The organism is Mycolicibacterium arenosum, from assembly GCF_024320865.1.
Taxonomy (GTDB): Bacteria; Actinomycetota; Actinomycetes; order Mycobacteriales; family Mycobacteriaceae; genus Mycobacterium; species Mycobacterium arenosum.
The window spans coordinates 79,897-101,991 of sequence record NZ_JANDBD010000016.1; the positions used below are offsets into that span (position 1 = coordinate 79,897).

The following is a 22,095-nucleotide window of genomic DNA, read 5'->3' on the forward strand; positions in this document are numbered from 1 at the left end:
CGTGCGAACATGTTCGGCATGTGGCGGCTGAGCAGGTGGAGCGCGGTCCCGCTCGCGTTCCTGGTGCTGTGCACCGTCGGCCCTCCCGCCGCGCACGCCACGCCGGAGGGTGCGAGCACCGACCCGCAGGTTGCCGGCACCGAACCCGCGGTGCTCTACGGTCAGCCGCCGGTGTGGGGCGGCTGTGGCGGCGTGCTCGCCGACGTCCGACTCGCCCCGACTGCGCAGTGCGCAACGGTGCCCGTGCCCGTTGATTACGCGAATCCCCAAGGGCCGCAAGCACAGTTGGCGGTCATCAAGGTACCTGCGACCGGTGACCGCATCGGCGTGCTGATGGTCAACCCCGGAGGGCCCGGTGCGTCGGCGGTCGACATGGTCGCGGGATTGGCTGCGGGCCTTGCCGATACCGAGATCACCCGGCGCTTCGACCTGGTGGGCTTCGATCCCCGCGGGGTCGGACACTCCACGCCGCAGGTGCGCTGCCGCACCGACGCCGAGTTCGACGCCTACCGCCGCGATCCCATGGTCGACTACAGCCAGGCCGGGGTGGCGCACATCGAGGCGGTGAACCAGCAGATCGCCCAGAACTGCGTCGACCGCACTGGCCGCGATTTCCTGGCGAACGTCGGAACCGCGTCGACCGCACAGGACATGGACGTCGTCCGTCAGGCGCTGGGGGAGAGTCAGCTGAACTACCTCGGCTTCTCCTACGGCACCGATCTCGGGGCGAGGTACGCCGAGCGCTACCCCGACCGGGTCCGCGCGATGGTGCTCGACGGCGCCGTCGACCCGGCGGCCGACCCGATGGAGGAGTCGATCCGCCAACTCGCCGGATTCCAGACGGCGTTCAACGACTACGCCGCGGACTGCGCGCGCTCGACGGACTGCCCGCTGGGTCAGGATCCCGCCCAGTTCACGGCCCGCTACCACCAATTGGTCGACCCGCTGGCGCAGCAACCGGCCTACGTGCCCGGCGATCCACGCGGCCTGAGCTACTCCGACGCCGTCACCGGAACCGTCAACGCGCTGTACACGCGGCAGTACTGGAAGTACCTGACGAGCGGGCTGCTGGGGCTGCGCCGGGGCAGCGACCCCGGCGACCTGCTGCTGCTCGCCGACGACTACCAGCACCGCAACGCCGCCGGGCAGTACGACAACCAGCAGGACGCGTTCACCGCGATCCGCTGTGTCGATTCGCCGTACCCGACCGATCCCGCGGTCTGGGCCGACGCCGACCGCAGGGCCCGCGACGCGGCACCCTTCATGTCGTACGGCGCCTACACCGGGTTCGGTCCGCGGGACACGTGTGCGATGTGGCCCGTTCCGCCGACCTCCTTCCCGCGCGACGCCGTATCGCCCGGACCCGGCAAGGTCGTCGTCGTCTCCACGACGCGCGACCCCGCGACGCCGTACGAGGCGGGGGTGGCGCTCGCCCGCGAACTGGACGCCTCACTCATCACCTTCGACGGCACCCAGCACACCGTCGTCTTCAACGGCGACGCCTGCGTCGACACCGCCGTGGCGGCGTTCCTCGTCGATTCGACCCTCCCGCCGCCCGATCTGAGGTGCTAACCGAAGCGGCCGTGTAACACAGAATTAACAGCGGGTGCCTACGCTGCGCACATGGACCGGCAGAAGGAATTCGTGCTGCGCACGCTGGAGGAACGAGACATTCGCTTCGTCCGGTTGTGGTTCACCGATGTGCTCGGATATCTGAAATCCGTCGCCATCGCACCCGCCGAACTGGAGGGCGCCTTCGAAGAGGGAATCGGGTTCGACGGCTCGTCCATCGAGGGCTTCGCCAGAGTGTCCGAAGCGGACATGGTCGCCCGCCCGGATCCGTCGACGTTCCAGGTGCTGCCGTGGACGACGAGCGGGGGCAAGCACCACTCCGCGCGGATGTTCTGCGACATCACGATGCCGGACGGGTCGCCGTCGTGGGCCGACTCGCGGCACGTGCTGCGCCGCCAACTCGCCAAGGCGAGCGACCTCGGTTTCTCCTGCTACGTGCACCCCGAGATCGAGTTCTTCCTTCTGAAGCCCGGTGGGGACGGCGACCCGCCGGTACCCGCCGACAACGGCGGGTACTTCGACCAGGCGGTCCACGACTCGGCGCCCAACTTCCGCAGGCACGCCATCGACGCGCTCGAGCAGATGGGCATCTCCGTCGAGTTCAGCCACCACGAGGGGGCACCGGGCCAGCAGGAGATCGACCTGCGCTACGCCGACGCGCTGTCCATGGCCGACAACGTGATGACGTTCCGCTACCTCGTCAAGGAGGTCGCCCTCGGCGAGGGCGTGCGGGCGTCGTTCATGCCGAAGCCGTTCGCGCAGTACCCCGGCTCGGCGATGCACACCCACATGAGCCTGTTCGAGGGCGACGCCAACGCGTTCCACACTCCGGACGACCCGCTGCAGCTGTCCGACGTCGGCAAGTCGTTCATCGCGGGCATCCTCGAGCACGCCAGCGAGATCAGCGCCGTCACCAACCAGTGGGTGAACTCCTACAAGCGCCTGGTGCACGGCGGTGAGGCGCCGACCGCCGCGTCGTGGGGTGCGGCCAACCGGTCCGCTCTGGTTCGCGTTCCGATGTACACGCCCCGCAAGGCGTCGTCGCGCCGCATCGAGGTACGCAGCCCCGATTCGGCGTGCAACCCCTATCTGGCGTTCGCGGTGCTGCTCGCCGCCGGGCTGCGCGGCGTGGAGAAGAACTACGTGCTCGGGCCCCAGGCCGAGGACAACGTCTGGACGCTGACCCCCGAGGAGCGCAGGGCGATGGGCTACAAGGAGCTGCCGGGCAGCCTCGGCGTCGCGCTCACGGAGATGGAGGGTTCCGAGCTGGTCGCGGAAGCCTTGGGCGAGCACGTGTTCGACTTCTTCCTACGCAACAAGCGCAGGGAGTGGGAGGACTACCGCAGCACCGTCACGCCGTTCGAACTCAAGGCCTACCTGTCGCTTTAAGCGCGTGTTAACGGCTGTAACGTGGCCGATGTGCCCAAGCCCGTCACGCAGCGCCCGACGTTGCCCAGTGTCGGTCGGCTCGGGCTCGTCGACGCCCACGCACGGGCGGACCTCGATCGCCTGGGCTGGAACAGCGACGATCACGTCGAACTGCTGTGGTCACTGTCGCGCGCACCGGATGCCGACACCGCGCTGAAGGCACTCGTCCGCCTCGCCGACGAGCTCGGTGACGGCTGGGACGAACTGCACCGAGCGCTGCTGAAGGACAAGGCGCTGCGCGGCCGCCTGCTCGGCGTGTTCGGCGCCTCGCTGGCGCTGGCCGACCACCTCGTCGCGCACCCGCAGTCGTGGCATCTGCTCGCGGGCAACGTCGGCCTGCCATCGGCGGAGGAACTGCGTCGCGATTTCACCGCGGTCGCCCAATCAGCCGCCGATGCAACGTCGTTGAAGTTCTCGCTACAGCAGCTCAACCGCGACCGGCTGCTGGTGCTGGCTGGCCTCGACCTGGCGCCCACCGTCGAGAACGAACCCGTGCTGGCGTTCCCGACCGTCGGGGCCCACCTCGCGGACATCGCCGACGCCGCCCTGGCCGCGGCGCTGATCGTGGCCACCAAGACGGTGTGCGGCGACGGCGTGCCCGCGCCGCGCATCGCGGTGATCGCGATGGGCAAGTGCGGCGCCCGCGAACTCAACTACGTCAGCGACGTCGACGTCATCTTCGTCGCCGAGAACGCCGACACCGTCAGCACCCGCGTCGCCGGGGAGCTGATCCGGTTCGCCAGCGACGCGTTCTTCGAGGTCGACGCGGCACTGCGGCCGGAAGGCAAACAGGGTGCCCTGGTCCGCACCCTGGAGTCGCACGTCGCGTACTACGAGCGGTGGGCGAAGACCTGGGAGTTCCAGGCGCTGCTGAAGGCCCGCGCGGCCGTCGGCGATGCCGAACTCGGCAAGCAGTACATCGACGCCCTCATGCCGATGGTGTGGACGTCGTCCGAGCGCGAGGACTTCGTGCCCGAGGTGCAGGCGATGCGCAGGCGGGTCGAGGAACTGGTACCCGCGGGCGACCGCGCGCGCGAACTGAAGCTGGGCACCGGCGGATTGCGCGACGTCGAGTTCGCGGTGCAGCTGCTTCAGCTGGTGCACGGCCGCACCGACCCCTCGCTCCAGGTGGCGTCGACGGTCGACGCGCTGGCCGCACTCGGCGCCGGCGGCTACGTGGGACGGGACGACGCCGCGAATCTGACTGCGTCCTACGAGTTCCTCCGACTGCTGGAGCATCGGCTGCAACTGCAGCGGCTCAAGCGCACGCACATGCTGCCGAAGGCGGACGAAGAGGAGCAGTTGCGCTGGCTGGCGCGGGCGGCGCACATGCGGCCCGACGGTCAGCACGATGCGCTGGGCGTGCTGCGCGAGGAACTGAAGCGGCAGAGCCACCGGGTGTCCCGGTTGCACGCGAAGCTGTTCTATCAACCGCTGCTCGAGTCCGTCGGCAGTCCGGCCGCCGACTTCGACCCCGCGATGTCGCCGAAGGCCGCCGAACGCCTGCTCGCCGCGCTCGGCTACGAGGGGCCTCAGAGCGCGCTGACCCACCTGGCGGCGCTGACCGCGGCCAGCGGCCGACGCGGCACGGTGCAGCAGGTGCTGCTGCCGACGCTGCTCGAATGGCTGTCGGAGACACCGGATCCGGATGCGGGTCTGCTCGCGTACCGCAAGCTCTGCGACGAACTCGATGACCTGCGCTGGTTCCTCGCGACGCTGCGCGACGAGGGTGCCGTCGCGAAGCGGCTCATGCAGGTGCTCGGCACGTCGGCGTACGTGCCCGCGCTGCTGATGCGGGCACCGGAGGTCATTCAGCAGTACGCCGACGGTCCGCAGGGGCCCAAGCTGCTCGAAGTCGAACCCGAGGTGATGGCGCGCGCCCTCGTCGCGTCTGCGGGCCGCCACGCGGATCCGGCCAGGGCGATCGCCGCGGCGCGCACGCTCCGGCGCCGCGAACTGGCCCGCATCGCGTCGGCGGATCTGCTCGGAATGCTCCCCGTCGAGGACGTGTGCCGGGCGTTGACATCGGTGTGGGTGGCGGTGCTCGAAGCCGCGCTCGCGTCGGTGATCCGCGCGAACACACCCGAGGGCGGAGTGCCCGCACGCATCGCGGTCATCGGCATGGGTCGGCTCGGCGGCGGCGAACTCGGGTACGGCTCCGACGCCGACGTGTTGTTCGTATGCGAACCCGTTGACGACGCCCCGGATTCGACCGCGACGAAGTGGGCGGTGGGCGTCGCCGACCAGGTGATCAAACTGCTCGGGACACCCAGCGGCGACCCGCCGCTGGAAGTGGACGCCAGCCTGCGGCCGGAGGGCCGCAGCGGTTCGCTGGTGCGGACGCTCGACTCGTATGCGGCCTACTACGCGAAGTGGGCCCAGCCGTGGGAGGTTCAGGCGCTGTTGCGCGCCCACCGGGTGGCGGGCGACCTCGACCTCGGCGAGCGATTCCTGCTGATGGTCGACGACGTCAGGTATCCGTCGGGTGGGGTGTCGGCGCAGGCGGTGCAGGAGATCCGGCGGGTCAAGGCGCGCGTGGACGCCGAACGACTGCCGCGCGGCGCCGACCCCAACACGCACACCAAGCTCGGGCGCGGCGGCCTCGCCGACATCGAGTGGACGGTGCAGCTGCTGCAACTGCGCTACGCGCACAGCGTGCCGGAACTGCACAACACGTCGACGCTGCAGTCGCTCAACGTCGTTGCCGACAGGGAACTGCTGCCCGCCGACGAAGTGGCGCTGCTTCGCGACGCCTGGCTGACTGCTACACGGGCGCGTAACGCGCTGGTGCTGGTGAAGGGCAAGCCGACCGACCAGCTGCCCGGTCCCGGCCGCACGCTCAACGCGGTGGCGTTGGCCGCCGGCTGGGGGAGCGACGACGGAGGCGAGTTCCTGGACAACTACCTCCGGGTGACGCGGCGGGCGAAAGCGGTTGTGAGAAAGGTTTTCGAAGCGTGAGCATGAACTTCCCCTTCACGTCGGTTACCGCCGAGGAGTACGAGCGGCTGTGCTCGATGTACGAACCGCTCACTCAGTCGCTGCGGCGGCTGATCGACGCGGGCATCCGCACGGGCGTCGACGAGGAGACCATCCGCGATGCCAGGGCGGCGATCGACGAGGTCGCCGGCAAGCTCGAGGGCACCCGCTTCGAGACCACCTCGACGCTGCGGCACGCCGGCACCGGCCGACCGCTCGCGTGGGCGAATCCCGCTGTCGGACTGCGCAATGCGATCGCCCCACCGATGAACATCCAGCACGAGGCCGACGGGACCTGCTGGGCGGAGTTCGACTTGGGCATCGCCTACGAGGGGCCACCGGGACTGGTGCACGGCGGCATCTGCGCACTGTTGCTCGACCACCTGCTGGGTGAGGCCGCCAGCGACGGCCTGACGAAGCCGAAGTTCACCGGCACCATCACGCTGAAGTACCTGCGCGGCACGCCGCTGGGCACCTTGCGTGCGGAGGCCTTCGTCGAACGCACGGAGGGGTTCAAGACCTACGCGCGCGGCTACCTGTCCGATGCGGACGGTCACACCGTGGAGGCCGACGGCGTGTTCATTCAGCCCGCCTGGGCGCGGGATGCCGGGTGAAGTTCTACGTCAGCACCGCGTTCCTCGACATCAGCGAAGTCGTCGAAGTAGCCAGGGCGGCAGACGAACTCGGGTACGACGGGATCGGTGTCGCCGATCACGTCGTGAACCTCGAGACGCTGCAGACCCCGTACCCGTACACCAAGGACGGTGCGCGCCGCTGGCAGCCGTTCACCCACTGGCCGGATCCGTGGGTGACCATCGGCGCGATCGCGCTCGTCACCGAACGACTGCGGTTCGTCACCACGGTGTACCTGCCCGCGATGCGCGATCCCTACTCCGCGGCGAAGGCCATCGGCACGGCGGCCTGCCTCGCAGGCGGGCGACTCGAGCTCGGCGTGGGCGTCGGCTGGTGCGAAGAGGAGTTCGCGCTGATGGGGCAGCAGTTCGCGCGGCGGGGCAAGCGCACCGACGAGATGCTCGAGCTGATGCGGGCGCTGTGGCAGCCGGGCTGGACGGAGTTCTCCGGCGAGTTCTACTCGACGCCGCGACTGGAGATGGAGCCGACACCGCCGCACATCCCGATCTACGTCGGCGGGCTGTCGGACATCGCGCTGCGTCGAGCCGCCCGCAACGACGGCTGGATCGGCGACCTGATCGACACCGAGCGCGCGCTGTCGTCGATCGCGAAGATCCGCGACCTCAGGGCCGAGAACGGCTTGACGATGGACGATTTCACGGTCATCACGCCGCTGACCGACGCGTTCACCCCCGACCACTTCGAGCGGGCCGAGGCGGGCGGCATCACCGGCATCGTGACGATGCCGTGGATGTTCTACGGCGGCCCGAAGTCGACGCTGAGCGAGAAGATCGACGGGATGAAGCGCTTCCGCGAGGATCTCCGCCTCGACGGCTGACGGTCGAACTAGCGGCGACGAAAGCGGTCGAGCAGGCCGCGGCGCGGCGCCCGCTGGTCCGTCGCATAGCCCGCTTGTGTCGCAGTACCCGTAACGACGCGGCGCTGTCCGCCGCCGCGGCGGGCGTCCACCGACAGCGTGCCGGCGCCCAGCGTCGCCAACAGTAGGAACGCGAAGCAGTAGAGGAGCGCCCGCTCGCCGCCGTTGCCGCCGACCTCCTGCGCGAACGGCCAGAAGCTCCCCTGCGGACCCTGCAGCGGAGGCCAGTGCTGCCAGAAGTACGCCACCGCCATCTGACCCGACGCGATGAAGGCGGCGATTCGAGTGAACAACCCGACCGTGATGAGCAGGCCGGTGACGAACTCGATGAGCCCGGCCCACCAGAACGGCCATGTTCCAACTGGGATCGCCGTGCCCAGCGGCCAACCGAAGATCTTCATGGATCCGTTCAACATGAACAGCAGTCCGAAGACGATGCGGAAGGCGCTCAGTACGGGGGAGGAGTAGCTTGCGAGCCGGTTGTCGAAGGTGGCCATGGGGCCGACCCTACGCGGCTTAGCGTCGTGACCGCATCGAATCCAGCGCCCAGGCGCCACCGCCCGCGAACACCAGCAGAAGGAAGCCGAAGCAGAACACGATCGGCAGTTCGCCGCCGTTCTCCACCGGCCACATCGACTTCGGTTGGTGCTGCATGAAATACGCGACCGCCATCTGCCCGGAGGCGATGAACGCCGCGAACCGGGTGACGAAGCCCAGCAGGATCAGCAGGCCCGCGACGAGTTCGATGACGCCCGCCCACCAGAACGGGAAGGATCCGATCGGCGCGTCGAGGGCGAACGGAATCGGCCAGTCGAACAGCTTGACCGTGCCGCGCAGGGTGAACAGCAGGCCGAGCACGACGCGGAAAACACTGAGGACGTAGGGGAAGAACGAGTCGAGGCGCGCGTCGAGATTCGGCATGCCCGACACCCTAAACGGTGGTGATCGCCTCGCGAATCGCCACCGCGAACGCGTCGACGTCGGCTTCGGTGGTGTCGAAGGCGCACATCCACCGCACTTCACCGGTGCCGGGATTCCAGTCGTAGAAGCGGAATTGCTCGCGCACTCGGTCGGCGACCCCCGGTGGCAGGATCGCGAACACGGCGTTCGACTCCGTCGGCTGGGTGATGGTCACACCGGGCACCTCGGACACCGCACCCCGCAGCCGGGCCGCCATCGCGTTGGCGTGGGCGGCCGAGCGCAGGAACAGGTCGTCGGTGAGCAGGGCGATGAGCTGAGCCGACACGAACCGCATCTTGCTCGTCAGCTGCATGTTGAGCTTGCGCAGATAGGTAAGACCCTGTGTCACTTCCGGATTGAGCACGACCACGGCCTCGCCGAACAGCAGGCCGTTCTTGGTTCCGCCGAACGACAACAGGTCCACGCCCGCGTCGGTGGTGAACTCGCGCAGCGTCAGCCCGAGGTGCGCGGCGGCGTTGGCGATGCGGGCACCGTCGAGGTGTACGGACATCCCGCGGGCGTGGGCGTGGTCGGCGATCGCGCGGATCTCGGCCGGCGTGTAGGCGGTGCCGAGTTCGGTGGTCTGAGTGATGGAGACGGCCAGCGGCTGGGCGCGGTGCTCGTCGCCCCAGCCCCACGCCTCGCGGTCGATGAGTTCGGGCGTCAGCTTGCCGTCCGGTGTCGGTACCGGTAGCAGCTTGAGGCCGGCCACCCGCTCGGGCGCCGCGTTCTCGTCGGTGTTGATGTGGGCGGTCTGCGCGCAGATCACCGCCCCCCAGCGCGGCAGCATCGACTGCAGCCCTACGACATTCGCCCCGGTGCCGTTGAACACCGGGAACACCTCGACGCCCGCGCCGAAGTGCGCGGCCATCACCTCCTGCAGGCGGCGGGTGTAGACGTCCTCGCCGTAGGCCACCTGGTGGCCCTCGTTGGCGGATGCGATGGCGGCGAGCACCTCGGGGTGCGCCCCGGCGTAGTTGTCACTGGCGAAGCTGCGGAGAGCCGGATCGTGCAGGCGCGTCATGCTCGCCACGCTAGTCAACGCGGGCGAGCCCACTCCCGAAGGAGTGGGCTCGTCGCGGCTCGTACGACTTAGACGTCGTAGTAGAGCGAGAACTCGTACGGGTGAGGACGGATCTGCACCGGCATGATCTCGTTCTCCCGCTTGAAGCTGATCCAGGTCTCGATCAGGTCGGGAGTGAACACGCCACCCTCGGTGAGGTAGTCGTGGTCGGTCTCGAGCCGGTCGATCACCGCGGACAGCGAGGTCGGAGCCTGCGGGATGTTGGCGGCCTCGTCCGGCGGCAACTCGTACAGGTCCTTGTCGATGGGCAGGCCCGGATCGATCTTGTTCTTGATGCCGTCGATGCCGGCCATCAGCATCGCGGCGAACGCGAGGTACGGGTTGCCCGAGCTGTCGGGGCAGCGGAACTCGATGCGCTTGGCCTTCGCGTTCTCACCCGTGATGGGGATGCGGACACACGCCGAGCGGTTGCGCTGGCTGTACACCAGGTTGATCGGCGCCTCGTAGCCCGGCACCAGGCGCTTGTAGGAGTTCACCGTCGGGTTGGTGAACGCCAGCAGCGACGGCGCGTGGTGCAGGATGCCGCCGATGTAGTAGCGCGCGATGTCCGACAGGCCGGCGTACCCGGACTCGTCGTAGAAGAGCGGCTTGCCGTCCTTCCACAGCGACTGGTGGGCGTGCATGCCCGAACCGTTGTCACCGAACAACGGCTTCGGCATGAACGTCACGGTCTTGCCCGCGTTCCACGCCGTGTTCTTGATGATGTACTTGAAGAGCAGCACGTCATCGGCCGCGTGCAGCAGCGTGTTGAATTTGTAGTTGATCTCCGCCTGGCCCGCGGTGCCCACCTCGTGGTGGCCGCGCTCCAGCGTGAAGCCCGAACCCTGCAGGTTGGTGGCCATCTCGTCGCGCAGGTCGACGTAGTGGTCGTACGGCGCCACCGGGAAGTAGCCGCCCTTGGGGCGCACCTTGTAGCCGCGGTTCGCGCTGCCGTCCGCCTCGAACGGCTCACCGGTGTTCCACCAGCCCGACTCCGAGTCGACTTCGTAGAACGTGCCGTTGATCTTCGAGTCGAACGTCACCGAGTCGAAGATGTAGAACTCGGCCTCGGCGCCGAAGTACGCGGTGTCGGCGATGCCGGTGCTCTTCAGGTAGTCCTCGGCCTTGCGGGCGACGTTGCGCGGGTCACGCGAGTACGCCGACTTGTCGTTCGGGTCGTGGACGAAGAAGTTGACGTTGAGGGTCTTGGCCGCCCGGAACGGGTCGATGCGCGCCGTCGCGGGGTCCGGGAGCAGCATCATGTCGGATTCGTGGATCGACTGGAAGCCGCGCACCGACGATCCGTCGAAAGCGAGCCCGTCCTCGAACACGCTCTCGTCGAATGCGGAGGCGGGGATCGAGAAGTGCTGCACGACACCGGGCAGATCGCAGAACCGGATGTCGACGTACTCGACATTCTCGTCCTTGATCAGCTTGAAGAGGTCGTCGGCCGTCTGTTCTGCCACTGAATGATCTCCTTTGACTGGTATTCCGCCGGAAACGTTAGGAAGCACATGTTGCACGGCAGTCAACCGCATGTTGCGTAGACGTTACGCAATTCCCCGTCAACCTATGCTGTTGGCATGGCCCGCACCTTCGGATCCTGGCTATCCGGCCCGCCCGTACCCGAACCCGCGACACCGGGCGACGCCGATTATCCGGGACAGCGTCTGGGCCTCCCCGCGCAGGGGACCGGATCGCTGGTCGGCTTCGCCCGTCGGTTCTTCGCGCTGCTGATCGACTGGCTGATCGCCTACGGGCTCGGAGGGCTCGCCGTCGCGCTCGGATGGTTCGGGCAGGGCGCTCTGTCGACCGCGGTGCTCGCGATCTGGATCGTCGTGGGTGCGGTCTCGGTTCGACTGTTCGGATTCACCCCTGGACAGGTCGCCGTCGGCATCCAGGTCGCATCGGTGGATCACCGCATCCACGTCGGCATCGGCCGGGCGCTGGTGCGCGGGGTGCTGGTAGCCCTGGTCATTCCGCCGCTGTTCACCGACAGCGACGGCCGGGGCCTGCAGGACAAGGCGACCGGGACCGCAGTCGTCAGGCGCTGAGCCCAGGGCTGTACCGCTACTTCCGGCGCACCGTCCGCTGCACACCGCGCATCTTCGCGTTGCCCGGAAGCGGGCCCTTCGGCATGGCGGCGGGGCCGATGCGCGACCCCAGGGCGACGAGCTTGGACTCCAGCGCATCCATCTGCTTGACCGTGATGTTGGCGGGCAGCTTCGTCAGGTAGCGCTCCAGCTTGGCCAACGGAATCTCGTCCTCGCCGTTGCCGACGACGAAGTCGTAGATCGGGACCTCGCCGACCAGGCGTGCGGTGCGCTTCTTCTCCTGCGCCAGAAGCGGTTTCACGCGCGACGCCGAACCCTCACCGACGAAGATGACGCCGGGCCGCCCGATCACGCGGTGCACCGCGTCGAAGTGTCCGGTGGCGGCCACGCCGGGCGTCACCCGCCACTTGCCGCGCAGATTCTCCAGCGCCCACGCCGCCGCACCGGTCTGGCCCTCGGCCTTCTTGTACACCGACTTCTGCGCGCGGCGTCCGAAGATGATGAACGCCACCAGGCCGCCCAGCAGGATGCCCAGCAGGATCGTCACGACGAGCATGAACACGCCGCCGGACACCACGCCCAGTGCGACCGACGCCGCGACGATCAGCACGAAGGCGCCGATCATGTACGGCAGCAGCCGCTTGTCTTCCTTGCGCTGAATCTGGAACGCCTGCCACAGCTGGCTGCGGCGCTGTTTGGACGCCGCCTTGCGCTGCGCCTTCGCTTCGGCCTTCGCCGCCTTGACCGCGGCGGGATCGCGAGTGCTCTTAGCCATTGATTCAGGATACGGGTGGCGTGCTAGCAGCCCGGACCCGCGCGGCTTCTGCGTACAACCTGCCCGCCCGGTAGGACGACCGCACCAACGGCCCCGCCAGCACGCCGATGAAACCGACCTCCTCGGCGAACCGCTGATGCTCGACGAACTCCTCCGGCGTGACCCACCGCTCGACCGGGTGGTGGCGCGCCGACGGCCGCAGGTACTGCGTGATCGTGACGATGTCGCAGCCGGCGTCGTGCAGATCGATCAGCGCGGCCCGCACCTCCTCCGGCGTCTCGCCGAGACCCAGGATGAGGTTGCTCTTCGTGACCAACCCGTCGTCGCGGGCGGCCGTCAGCACGTCGAGGCTGCGCTGATAGCGGAACGCCGGGCGGATCCGCTTGAAGATCCGCGGCACCGTTTCGACGTTGTGCGCGAACACCTCCGGCCGGGAGTCGAACACCGTCTGCAGCTGCTCGGGGATCCCGTTGAAGTCGGGCGCCAGCAGCTCGACGCCGGTGTTCGGGTTGAGTGCCTTGATCTGCCGGACGGTCTCGGCGTACAGCCAGGCGCCGCCGTCGGGGAGGTCGTCACGGGCCACACCGGTGACCGTCGAATAGCGCAGGCCCATGGCCGCGACGCTCTCGGCGACGCGACGCGGTTCGTCTCGGTCCAATTCGGCGGGCTTGCCCGTGTCGATCTGGCAGAAGTCGCAACGACGGGTGCACTGCTCACCGCCGATGAGGAACGTCGCCTCGCGGTCCTCCCAGCATTCGTAGATGTTGGGGCAACCGGCCTCTTCGCAGACGGTGTGCAGACCCTCGCGCTTGACCAGCGCCTTGAGGTCCCGGTACTCCGGGCCCATCTTCAGCGTGGTCTTGATCCACGGCGGCTTGCGCTCGATCGGCGTCTCGGCGTTGCGGACTTCGAGCCGGAGGGGCTTGCGGATACCGGACTCGCTCTTCACGACGTCAATGCTACTGCCGGTCGGCCGTCGAGGGCGTCGCGCACGGCTTCCGTCACACGGCCGGCCACGTCGTCCGTGCTGATCCGCCGACCGAGTTCAGCCGACAGCGACGTCACGCCGGCGTCGGCGATCCCGCACGGCACGATCGCGTCGAACGCCGCCAGATCGCAGTCGCAGTTGACCGCGAAACCGTGCAGCGTCGTCGCCCTGGCCACCCTGATCCCGATCGCGGCGACCTTGCGGTCGGGCCGCCCGTCGGATCCCGGCACCCACACCCCGGAGCGACCCTCGACCCGCCCCGTCCGCAGCCCGAAGCCGGCGCATACCGCGATCAGCGAATCCTCAAGGCGGCGAACGAAGTTCACGACATCGAGGGGCTGCGCCAGGCCGATGATCGGATACCCGACCAGCTGGCCCGGCCCGTGCCAGGTGATCTTGCCGCCTCGGTCGGTGTCGATCACCGGCTCGCTGCCGACCGGCCGCTCGTGCGGCTCGGTGCGCTTACCCGCCGTGTACGTCGGCGGATGCTCGAGCAGCAGCAGGGTGTCCGGCCCGCCCGCGACACGCGCCTCGTGGAGTTGCCGTTGCCGGTCCCACGCCTCGCGGTAGTCGACGACGCCGAGCCGTCGCACCTCGAGCGGTGTCGTCGCGGATCTCACAGACGTCATATGTCGACGCTACGCCGCCTATGTCGCCGTCGGCGCCGTCGCGAACGCCAGCGCCTCGCCGATGGTGTTGTGGTGGAACTCGAATCCGGCCCGCTCGAGCGCGGCCGGAATGGCCCGCTGCCCGCCGAGCACGCCCTCCTCGGCGAACTCGCCGAGAACCGCTTTGAGAGCGAAGCCAGGCACGAACAGCGGTGTCGGCCGGTTCACGGCGCGGCCGAGCGCGTCGGTGAACTCGGCGTTGGTCACCGGCGCGGGACCCGTCGCGTTCACCGGCCCGGACAGCTCGTCGTGCGCGATCGTGAACAGCAGCGCGCGCACCTCGTCCTCGAGGCTGATCCACGGCATGTACTGCCTGCCGTTGCCCAACCGCGCGCCGAAGCCGAGTTTGAACAGCGGCTTGGTGCGACCCAGCAGACCCCCGGACGACGACAGCACCAGACCCGTCCGCACCAGGACCACCCGGACCCCGGCCGCGGCGGCCGTGGCGGTCGCGGCCTCCCAGTCGACGCAGAGCCCGGCCAGGAAGCCGCCCCCCGCGCCGGCCGTCTCGTCGACCACCCGGTCGCGGGTGTCGCCGTAGTACCCGACCGCACTGGAGTTGACGAGCACCGGCACACCCGCCTCGACGACGGCGCCTGCGAGCACCTCCGTCGGCCCGATGCGGCTGTCACGCAGGCTCTGCTTGTAGGCGCCCGACCACCGCTTGTCGCCGACACCGACGCCGCACAGGTTGATCACGGCGTCGACCCCGCGCAGTGCGCTGGCGTCGAACTCGCCGATGTCGGGGTTCCAGAACAACTCGTCGGGATTCGACGGCGCTCGCCGCACGATGCGCACCACGCGATGGTCGGTGGCGCGCAGCGCGTACGTCAGCGCCGTGCCGATCAGTCCCGAGGAACCCGCGATCGCGACAACGGACTTCGGAGATCCAGTCACTGTGGCGTTCCCTGAAGCCTTCGCCTACAGGCCGAGGTCGGCCTCGAACGCTCCCTCTTCGAGGCGCCGCTTGACGGTGGTCAGGAAGCGGCCCGCATCCGCGCCGTCGATGAGCCGGTGGTCGTAGGTCAGCGGCAGGTACGCGACCGACCGCACGCCGATCGACTCGTTGCCGTTCTCGTCGACGACGACCCGCGGCCGCTTCACGATCGCACCGGTGCCCAGCATCGCCGCCTGCGGCGGCACCAGGATCGGCGTGTCGAACAGCGCACCCTGGCTGCCGATGTTCGTGATGGTGAACGTGCCGCCGGAGAGCTCGTCGGGCTTCAGGTTGCCCGACCGTGCGCGCGCCGCGATGTCGGCGATCGCCCGCGCCAGTCCGGCCAGCGACAGGTCGCCCGCGTTGTGCACGACGGGGGAGAGGAGGCCCTGCTCGGTGTCGACTGCGAACCCGAGGTGCTCGGCGTCGTAGTACGTGATCTCCTTGCTGTCCTCGTTGTAGCTCGCGTTCACGTTCGGATGCGCCTTCAGCGCGTCGACCACCGCGACCGCGAAGAACGGCAGGAACGTCAGGTTGACACCCTCGCGCTCGGCGAAGTTCTTCTTGGCCTTCGCCCGCAGCGCCACGATCTTCGTCAGGTCGACCTCGTGGGTCTGCGTCAACTGCGCTGTGGTCTGCAGGCTCTCGCGGGTCTTCTTCGCCGTGATCTGACGAATCCGATTGGCCTTCTGCGTGGTACCGCGCAGATGCGCCAGGGCGGGGGCGGGTGCAGCGGCCGCGGCCGGCTTGGCCGCAGCCGCGGGGGCCTCGGGTTCTGCGGACGGTGCCTGCTGTGCCTTTGCAGCCTCGGCCGCACTGAGCACGTCCTGCTTGCGGATGCGGCCGCCGACGCCGGTGCCCTTGATCGACGACAGGTCGACGTCGTGCTCGGTGGCCAGCTTGCGGACCAACGGCGTGACGTACGGGCTGCCGTCCGACGGGGCCTCCGCCTCGGCCGCCGCCGGCTTCTCCTTCGGCTCGGGCTTCGGCTCCGGCTTGGGCTCGGGCTTCGGTTCCGCCTTCGGTTCGGGTTTCGGCTCCGGCTCGGGCTCGGGCTCCGGCTCCGGTTCGGGCTCGGGTTCCGGCTCGGACTTCTCCGCGGGCGCCGACCCCTCGGCGCCGATCTTGCCGAGCTCACCGCCGACCGCGACGACGTCGTCCTCCTCGGCGGTGATCGACACCAGCGTGCCCGCGACGGGCGACGGGATCTCGGTGTCCACCTTGTCGGTCGAGACCTCTACGAGCGGATCGTCGACCTCGACGCTGTCGCCGACCTTCTTGAGCCAGCGCGTCACAGTGCCCTCGGTGACGGACTCGCCGAGCTCGGGCATCTTCACCGACGTCGCGTCGCCACCGCCGCCGGATGCGGCGGGCTTCTCCGCTTCCTTCGCGGGCTCGGGCTCGGGTTCCGGCTCGGCCTCCTCGGCGGGCTGCTCGTCCGACGACTCCTCGGCGGCCGGCTCCTCGGCGGGCGCGTCGTCGGAGGAGGAGTCGCCACCCTCGCCGGCCTCGCCGATCTGCGCGAGCTCGCCGCCCACCTCGACGGTGTCGTCCTCCTGCGCAACGATCTTGGTCAGCACACCCGCCGCGGGCGACGGGATCTCGGTGTCGACCTTGTCCGTCGAGACCTCGAGAAGGGGCTCGTCGACTTCGACGGTGTCGCCCTCCTGCTTCAGCCATCGCGTGACGGTCCCCTCGGTGACGCTCTCACCGAGTGCGGGCATCTGGACGGAGATGGCCATGTGTGTTGACTCCTCGGAACGGTCGCTCGGCGCAGGTCGAAAACTCGTTGTCCATCCTGTCATGTCCGCGCGCCTCGGTCGCCGCAGACCGGACTACTGAGTGCTCTGGCACTATCGAAAGTGAGGAATCGAACTTTGCCCGCTGTCACATCGAAGGGAGTCGGGTCCAGGTGGGAATCTTCGACAGGTTTCGAGGCCGCCGGTCAGGGCGCTCGTCGGGCCGTTCGGATCCCGCCGCCGATCTGGCCTACCTCCGTCAGTGGGTTGCCGAGCACGACGGCGTCGAGGCGTTCATCGAGCCGCAGACCACCGTCACCGAGGTAACCGTGGTGCTCGTCGCGGCCGACGGCGAGTGGACCCGTCGGAGGGCCGGCGGCGACGCGGGCGCACACCGGCTCAGCGACAAGCTCAAGATCCCGGTGTACGACGTCCAGAAGGTCGGTTACCCGCAGCGCATGCGCGACCACGACGCCCGCCGCCGCATCGAACGCGACCGCGAATTACGCCGCCAACTCGAGGACTAAAGCATGTTCGACCAACTCGAGGCGAGTTGTCGACACCGCCCTTCTCGGGCGTCCGGTGGTTCAGGCCGCGGGTGCGGTCGTACCGTCGGTTCCCGCGTCATCCGAACTGGTTTCACCAACACGGGGGTGTCGGCCAGTGCCGTCTCGTCGGCGGGCGTTGGTGGCCCGGCCTCCTGCTTGGGGGTCCGGGGGTCGAGGGAGGTCGTGATGGAGTCGGCCCCACCGGGCCAGATTCACCGCCGCATTCGTGTCGCGATCAGCGTTATGGCCGCATGCGCATGTAAACGTCCGATCGGCCAGTGTCATGTCGCTGCTGGTCGTCCCGCACTGCGGGCATAGTCGCGTGGAGGGATACCAGCGGTCGGCTTCGATCACTTGACCGTCGCGCCAGGCCTGCTTGTAGTGCAGCATCTCGGCGAACTCCGTCCAGCCGGCATCGGAGATCGCACGGGCCAACCGGCGATTGGTCACCATTGCCGCCACGTTCAAGTTCTCGATGACGAGCCGGTCGTGGGTCTTGACCAACTCGCCTGAGATCTGATGTAGGAAGTGGCGCCGAATGTCGGCGACGCGGCGGTGATGCCGTCCCAGTCGGGCGGCGGCCTTCTTGCGGTTACATGATCCTTTCTTCTTGCGAGACAACGACTTCGCCAACTGACGCTGCCGGGCGAGCCCGGCGACCAGGGCCTTCGGCGCATCGGTGATGCGGGCGACTTCGGTGCCGTCGACGGTCGCGGCCACCAGGAACGCCGACAGGCCGCGATCGACACCGACCCACCCGCCGGCATCATCCGAGCGCGGTTGGTGCTGCCGCGCGGGGTGCAGGTCGGCGGCCTCGACGTTCACCGAGCACCACCACCGGCCACCTCGGCGACTGATCGTGGCGAACAGGATTCTCGCCCGATCTTTAGCGAGCATGTGGCGGAGTCGTCGGGTGTCGTCGTGAACCGCGATCTGGCCGATGCCCGGCAGTGTGACAGAGCGGGGACGGTCACTGTCGCCCACCCGGATGGCCGGTTTCCGACCTGTGGAGTGCCTGTTGCGTAGCCGGAACGAGGCGATGCCGGCAGTCTTCTTCTTGAATCGGGGGAATCCGACCCGCCCGCCTTTGCGCTTGCCCGATCTTGAATCCGACCACGCCGTCAACCCTTTACCGAGATCGACGGCTGCCTCCTCGAACACCTGCTGGCACACCGTGCGTCGCCAGGCCAGCCCGGTCACCGCCACCTCGATACCACCGTATGCGTCGACGACGAATACTCGACCGGCGTCCGCGGTCTTCTTCCACGCATTGAACGTGTTGATCAAATCGAACCCGCTCCACGGCACCTCAACGCTCGGATCGGTGTTGCGTTCGTTCAGCGCGGCTTTCACGATGCGCAGGCATTGGTTGAACGCGAACCGCGATGCGCCGGCATGTCGGGCCAGCATCTCGCGCTGCTCGACGGTCGGGTCGAGACAGAACCGGAACGTGGTGTGCCGCGCCATCACCCCCCACAGTTTCAGAAGCCACAGACACAAATTGAACGGCGACCGCGGACTATTGACAGGCCCGGACTAGGGTTTCGACAGGTCCGATCGAGGGGAGCTCCGGTGACCGAGGCACACATCGTGGAAAGTTCCCGACGCACGGTGGTCAGCGCGGACGGCACGCGCATCGCGGTCTACGAGGAGGGCGACCCGAGCGGCCCCGTCCTGGTTCTGGTGCACGGCTGGCCCGACTCGCACGTCGTCTGGGACGGCGTCGTCCCGCTGCTCGCCGATCGCTTCCGGATCATCCGCTACGACAACCGGGGCGTCGGCGGATCAGCTGTGCCCAAGGACGTTTCGGCGTTCGCGATGGCACGGTTCGCCGACGACTTCGCCGCGGTGATCGACGCCGTCGCGCCCGGTGAGCGCGTCCACGTGCTGGCCCACGACTGGGGGTCGACGGGCATCTGGGAGTACCTCGCCAGGCCGGAGGCGACGGACCGGATCGCGTCGTTCACGTCGACCTCGGGGCCCAGTTCGGACCATCTGAACCGCTTCGTCATGACCGGCCTGGCCACCCCGTACCGGCCCGTGCGCTTCGCGCGTTCGGCGGCCACGATGGGTCGGCTGGCGTACATGGGCGTTTTCGCGCTACCCGTGCTGCCGCCGCTGCTGGTTCGGCTGACGCTGCGCCGGACGCTGACCCGGATGCTCGAGCGCAGGGACGACATCCCCGCCGATCGCATTCACCACTCGCCGGACCAGATCACCGACGCGGTCAACAGCATGAAGGTGTATCGGGCCAACTTCGCGAAGTCGCTCACCAGCGCCCGGACCGACCACCACGTCGACGTGCCCGTGCAGATGATCGTCAACACCAGGGATCCGTTCGTCGGCCACCACGTCTACGACGAGGTACGCAACTGGGTGCCGCGGCTGTGGCGGCGCGACATCAGGGCGGGGCACTGGTCGCCGTTCTCGCACCCGCGGGTGCTCGCCGACGCGGTCACCGAACTCGTCGACCACCTCGAGGGGAAGCCGGCCAGCCGCACGCTGCTGCGCGCGCAGGTCGGCAGGCCGCGTGAGCGGTTCGGCGACACACTGGTGTCGGTCACCGGCGCGGGCAGCGGCATCGGTCGCGAGACGGCGCTGCTGTTCGCCCGACTCGGCGCCGAGGTGGTGGTCAGCGATCTCGACGAGGCGGGAGTTGAGAAGACCGCCGCGGATATCGCGGAGCGGGGTGGAACTGCGCACTCGTATGTGCTGGACGTGTCCGACGCGCAGGCCGTCGAGGAGTTCGCCGAGATGGTCTGCCGCGAGCACGGTGTGCCCGACGTCGTGGTGAACAACGCCGGCATCGGGCAGGCGGGCTCATTCCTCGACACCCCCGCCGAGGAGTGGGATCGGGTGCTCGACGTCAACCTCGGCGGCGTCGTGAACGGCTGCCGGTCGTTCGCCGGCCGGATGGTCGACCGCGGCCTCGGCGGCCACGTCGTCAACGTCTCGTCGATGGCCGCCTACTCGCCGCTGCAGGCCATGAACGCCTACTGCACGTCGAAGGCGGCGGTCTACATGTTCTCCGACTGCCTGCGCGCCGAACTGGACGCGGCGGGCATCGGGCTGACGACGATCTGCCCCGGCGTCATCAACACCAACATCATCCACACCACCCGGTGGAACCCGCCCGAACACAAGGCGGGCGCCGTCGCGGCCAGGAGGAAGCAGGTCGCCACCGGGTTCAACGCGCGCAGCTACGGCCCGGAGAGGGTGGCCAAGGCGATCGTCGAGTCCGTCGTCAAGAACAAGGCCATCCGGCCCGTCGCACCGGAGGCCTACCTCCTGTACGGCACGTCGCGGGTGGCGCCGCAGATCATGCGCAGCGCCGCCCGGCAGAAGCTCATCTAGCCGTTCGCGGCTACGTCCTCGAGGACCGCGAACATCGTCCGCGTCGGCACGCCGGTGCCGCCCTTGCCGGTGTAACCCCACGGGCCGCCGGTGTTGTAGGCCGGGCCCGCGATGTCGACGTGCGCCCACTGCACCCCGTCGGCGACGAACTCGCGCAGGTACACACCGGCGACGAGCATGCCCGCGAAGCGCGAGCCGCTGATGTTGGCGAGGTCGGCCACCGAGGACTTGAGGTCGTCCTTCAGTTCCTCGGGCAGCGGCATCGGCCACGCGTTCTCGCCGACCTCCTGCGACAGCCTCGCGACGCGATCGCGGAACTCGTCGCTACCCATCACGCCGGGGGTGCGGGCGCCCAGCGCCACCGTCTGCGCACCGGTCAGCGTCGAGGTCTCGATGAGGTAGTCCGGCTCGTCCTCGCACGCGCGCACGATGGCGTCGGCGAGAATCAGCCTGCCCTCGGCGTCGGTGTTGAGCACCTCGACGGTGATCCCGCCGTACTGCGTCAGGACGTCACCCGGCCGCTGCGCGGTGGCCGACGGCATGTTCTCGGCCATCGGCACGGTGGCGATCACGTCGATCGGCAGCTTCTGCTTGGCGGCCAGCACCACGGTCGCGATCACCGCGGCCGCACCACCCATGTCCGACGTCATGTGGTGCATACTCGCGGCCGGCTTGATCGAGATGCCGCCGGTGTCGAACGTGATGCCCTTGCCCACCAGTGCGACCGTCTTGGCCTTCCGGCCACCGCCCTTGTGGATCAGACGGACCAGCCGCGGCTGGCGTGACGAACCCTTGCCGACGCCGACGATGCCGCCGTAGCCCGCCTTCGCCAGCGCCTTCTCGTCGAGCACCTCGACCTGGAGGCCGGTTGCCTCGCCCAAAGCCCTTGCGCGCTTGGCGAACTCGTCGGGAAAGAGGTGGCTGGGCGGCGTGTTCACGAAATCGCGGGCGGTCGCCACCGCCGTCGCGATGTCCGCGGCCCGGATGGCGGCGGCCTTCGCGCCCTTGTCGGTCGCCAGCACGGTGATCTTGGCCAGTGCGGGATCCTTCGGGGCGGTCTTCGCGCTGCGGAACTCGCTGAACCGGTACGCGCCGAGGATCAGCCCCTCGACGGCCGCCTCGAGATCGAGCTCGCCGAGGGTCGTCACCACCGACTCGGTGCCCGACAGCGCGCGCGCCGCCACGCCGGAGACCTTTCTGATCAGCTCGGCCGGGTACTCGTCTCGGGCCTTGCCCAGCCCTACCGCGAGCACGCTGGACACCGGCAGCGACGGCACCAACACGCGTGTGGTCGCCTCGGCGCCGCCCTTGGCCCCGAGCGCCGCCAGCGCGACCTCGATCTCGCCGACGGCCTCGGCGTCCAGGAACGGGTTGCCGACCACCTTCGGCGACGCGGCGTCGTCGTCGCCGCTGACGACGGGCACGACCAGCACGGCGGAGCCGAGGCCCCGCTTGGGCAGCGTGGCGGTCACGGTGACGACGGGGGACTGGTAACCGGGTGCGGTGCTCACGACCGATAACCC

The 22,095-nt window shown here is 68.8% G+C and carries 18 protein-coding genes and 1 pseudogene; 8 read left to right on the plus strand and 11 right to left on the minus strand.

From position 1 onward, the window contains the following. Positions 1-9: 9 nt before the first annotated feature. Genes NM203_RS29910 through NM203_RS29930 form a run of 5 tightly spaced genes read left to right on the plus strand, consistent with a single transcriptional unit; the run spans position 10 to position 7,447 of the window. On the plus strand, positions 10-1,572 hold the full coding sequence (locus tag NM203_RS29910; protein WP_255064399.1) for an alpha/beta hydrolase: 1,563 nt from the start codon (positions 10-12) through the stop codon (positions 1,570-1,572). 51 nt (positions 1,573-1,623) lie between these two features. Continuing rightward, positions 1,624-2,961, plus strand: a complete 1,338-nt coding sequence (locus NM203_RS29915) for a glutamine synthetase family protein (RefSeq protein ID WP_255064401.1) — start codon at positions 1,624-1,626, stop codon at positions 2,959-2,961. Between the two features lie 30 nt (positions 2,962-2,991). Next, positions 2,992-5,958 carry a bifunctional [glutamine synthetase] adenylyltransferase/[glutamine synthetase]-adenylyl-L-tyrosine phosphorylase gene (locus NM203_RS29920; RefSeq protein WP_255064402.1) on the plus strand — a complete coding sequence of 989 codons (2,967 nt, stop codon included), beginning with the start codon at positions 2,992-2,994 and terminating at the stop codon, positions 5,956-5,958. 2 nt (positions 5,959-5,960) lie between these two features. Further along, on the plus strand, positions 5,961-6,590 hold the full coding sequence (locus NM203_RS29925; RefSeq protein WP_255064477.1) for a PaaI family thioesterase: 630 nt from the start codon (positions 5,961-5,963) through the stop codon (positions 6,588-6,590). Further along, positions 6,587-7,447, plus strand: coding sequence for a TIGR03619 family F420-dependent LLM class oxidoreductase (locus NM203_RS29930; protein WP_255064404.1), 861 nt, complete (start codon positions 6,587-6,589; stop codon positions 7,445-7,447). Before NM203_RS29925 ends, NM203_RS29930 begins: the two co-directional genes overlap by 4 nt. Positions 7,448-7,560: 113 nt before the next feature. Here the strand turns inward: NM203_RS29930 and NM203_RS29935 are convergent. The 4 genes and pseudogenes from NM203_RS29935 to glnA all read right to left on the minus strand — a co-directional run. Beyond that, positions 7,561-7,983: pseudogene (locus NM203_RS29935) on the minus strand (DoxX family protein); the annotation flags it as partial. Positions 7,984-8,002: 19 nt separating this feature from the next. After that, a complete protein-coding gene (locus NM203_RS29940) occupies positions 8,003-8,407 on the minus strand; it encodes a DoxX family protein (protein ID WP_255064407.1) in 405 nt (134 codons plus the stop codon). Between the two features lie 10 nt (positions 8,408-8,417). Then, positions 8,418-9,470, minus strand: coding sequence for a threonine aldolase family protein (locus tag NM203_RS29945; RefSeq protein WP_255064408.1), 1,053 nt, complete (start codon positions 9,468-9,470; stop codon positions 8,418-8,420). A gap of 68 nt (positions 9,471-9,538) precedes the next feature. After that, positions 9,539-10,975, minus strand: a complete 1,437-nt coding sequence (glnA, locus tag NM203_RS29950; protein ID WP_255064410.1) for a type I glutamate--ammonia ligase — start codon at positions 10,973-10,975, stop codon at positions 9,539-9,541. 117 nt (positions 10,976-11,092) lie between these two features. Between glnA and NM203_RS29955 the strand changes: the two genes are divergently transcribed. Beyond that, positions 11,093-11,563 (plus strand): RDD family protein, encoded by a 471-nt coding sequence (locus NM203_RS29955; RefSeq protein ID WP_255064412.1) that lies wholly within the window; start codon positions 11,093-11,095, stop codon positions 11,561-11,563. 16 nt (positions 11,564-11,579) lie between these two features. Here NM203_RS29955 and NM203_RS29960 read toward each other — a convergent pair whose 3' ends face one another. From NM203_RS29960 to sucB, 5 genes are read right to left on the minus strand one after another with little or no spacing between them, the layout of a single operon-like run. Further along, positions 11,580-12,338 (minus strand): DUF4191 domain-containing protein, encoded by a 759-nt coding sequence (locus tag NM203_RS29960; RefSeq protein WP_255064413.1) that lies wholly within the window; start codon positions 12,336-12,338, stop codon positions 11,580-11,582. Between the two features lie 4 nt (positions 12,339-12,342). Next, entirely contained in the window at positions 12,343-13,287 is a 945-nt protein-coding gene (gene lipA / locus NM203_RS29965; protein ID WP_255064414.1) for a lipoyl synthase, read from the minus strand. Beyond that, positions 13,284-13,955: a lipoyl(octanoyl) transferase LipB gene (gene lipB / locus NM203_RS29970; protein WP_255064415.1), complete on the minus strand. Its 672-nt coding sequence runs from the start codon at positions 13,953-13,955 to the stop codon at positions 13,284-13,286. Before lipB ends, lipA begins: the two co-directional genes overlap by 4 nt. 18 nt (positions 13,956-13,973) lie before the next feature. Next, entirely contained in the window at positions 13,974-14,891 is a 918-nt protein-coding gene (locus NM203_RS29975) for a TIGR01777 family oxidoreductase (protein WP_255064416.1), read from the minus strand. 24 nt (positions 14,892-14,915) lie between these two features. Next, positions 14,916-16,673, minus strand: coding sequence for a 2-oxoglutarate dehydrogenase, E2 component, dihydrolipoamide succinyltransferase (sucB, locus tag NM203_RS29980; RefSeq protein ID WP_255064417.1), 1,758 nt, complete (start codon positions 16,671-16,673; stop codon positions 14,916-14,918). 170 nt (positions 16,674-16,843) lie between these two features. On the opposite strand from sucB, the gene NM203_RS29985 reads away from it, so the two are divergent. After that, on the plus strand, positions 16,844-17,197 hold the full coding sequence (locus NM203_RS29985) for an oxidoreductase (RefSeq protein WP_255064418.1): 354 nt from the start codon (positions 16,844-16,846) through the stop codon (positions 17,195-17,197). A gap of 60 nt (positions 17,198-17,257) precedes the next feature. Here the strand turns inward: NM203_RS29985 and NM203_RS29990 are convergent, their stop codons facing one another. Beyond that, complete coding sequence (locus NM203_RS29990; RefSeq protein ID WP_255064420.1) at positions 17,258-18,685, minus strand: RNA-guided endonuclease InsQ/TnpB family protein; 1,428 nt, start codon at positions 18,683-18,685, stop codon at positions 17,258-17,260. Positions 18,686-18,790: 105 nt separating this feature from the next. Here NM203_RS29990 and NM203_RS29995 point away from each other — a divergent pair, with 105 nt between their 5' ends. Then, complete coding sequence (locus NM203_RS29995; RefSeq protein ID WP_255064421.1) at positions 18,791-20,572, plus strand: SDR family oxidoreductase; 1,782 nt, start codon at positions 18,791-18,793, stop codon at positions 20,570-20,572. On the opposite strand, the gene NM203_RS30000 is transcribed toward NM203_RS29995, so the two are convergent. Then, positions 20,569-22,083, minus strand: a complete 1,515-nt coding sequence (locus NM203_RS30000; RefSeq protein ID WP_255064423.1) for a leucyl aminopeptidase — start codon at positions 22,081-22,083, stop codon at positions 20,569-20,571. The genes NM203_RS29995 and NM203_RS30000 overlap by 4 nt on opposite strands. Positions 22,084-22,095 lie beyond the last annotated feature (12 nt).

Coding starts and splice junctions, on each gene's coding strand:
- NM203_RS29990 (WP_255064420.1), bottom strand. CDS start 18,685: ATGGCGCGGCACACCACGTTCCGGTTCTGTCTCGACCCGACCGTCGAG.
- NM203_RS29945 (WP_255064408.1), bottom strand. CDS start 9,470: ATGACGCGCCTGCACGATCCGGCTCTCCGCAGCTTCGCCAGTGACAAC.
- NM203_RS29915 (WP_255064401.1), top strand. CDS start 1,624: ATGGACCGGCAGAAGGAATTCGTGCTGCGCACGCTGGAGGAACGAGAC.
- NM203_RS29960 (WP_255064413.1), bottom strand. CDS start 12,338: ATGGCTAAGAGCACTCGCGATCCCGCCGCGGTCAAGGCGGCGAAGGCC.
- sucB (WP_255064417.1), bottom strand. CDS start 16,673: ATGGCCATCTCCGTCCAGATGCCCGCACTCGGTGAGAGCGTCACCGAG.
- NM203_RS29940 (WP_255064407.1), bottom strand. CDS start 8,407: ATGCCGAATCTCGACGCGCGCCTCGACTCGTTCTTCCCCTACGTCCTC.
- NM203_RS29910 (WP_255064399.1), top strand. CDS start 10: ATGTTCGGCATGTGGCGGCTGAGCAGGTGGAGCGCGGTCCCGCTCGCG.
- lipB (WP_255064415.1), bottom strand. CDS start 13,955: ATGACGTCTGTGAGATCCGCGACGACACCGCTCGAGGTGCGACGGCTC.
- NM203_RS29955 (WP_255064412.1), top strand. CDS start 11,093: ATGGCCCGCACCTTCGGATCCTGGCTATCCGGCCCGCCCGTACCCGAA.
- NM203_RS29925 (WP_255064477.1), top strand. CDS start 5,961: ATGAACTTCCCCTTCACGTCGGTTACCGCCGAGGAGTACGAGCGGCTG.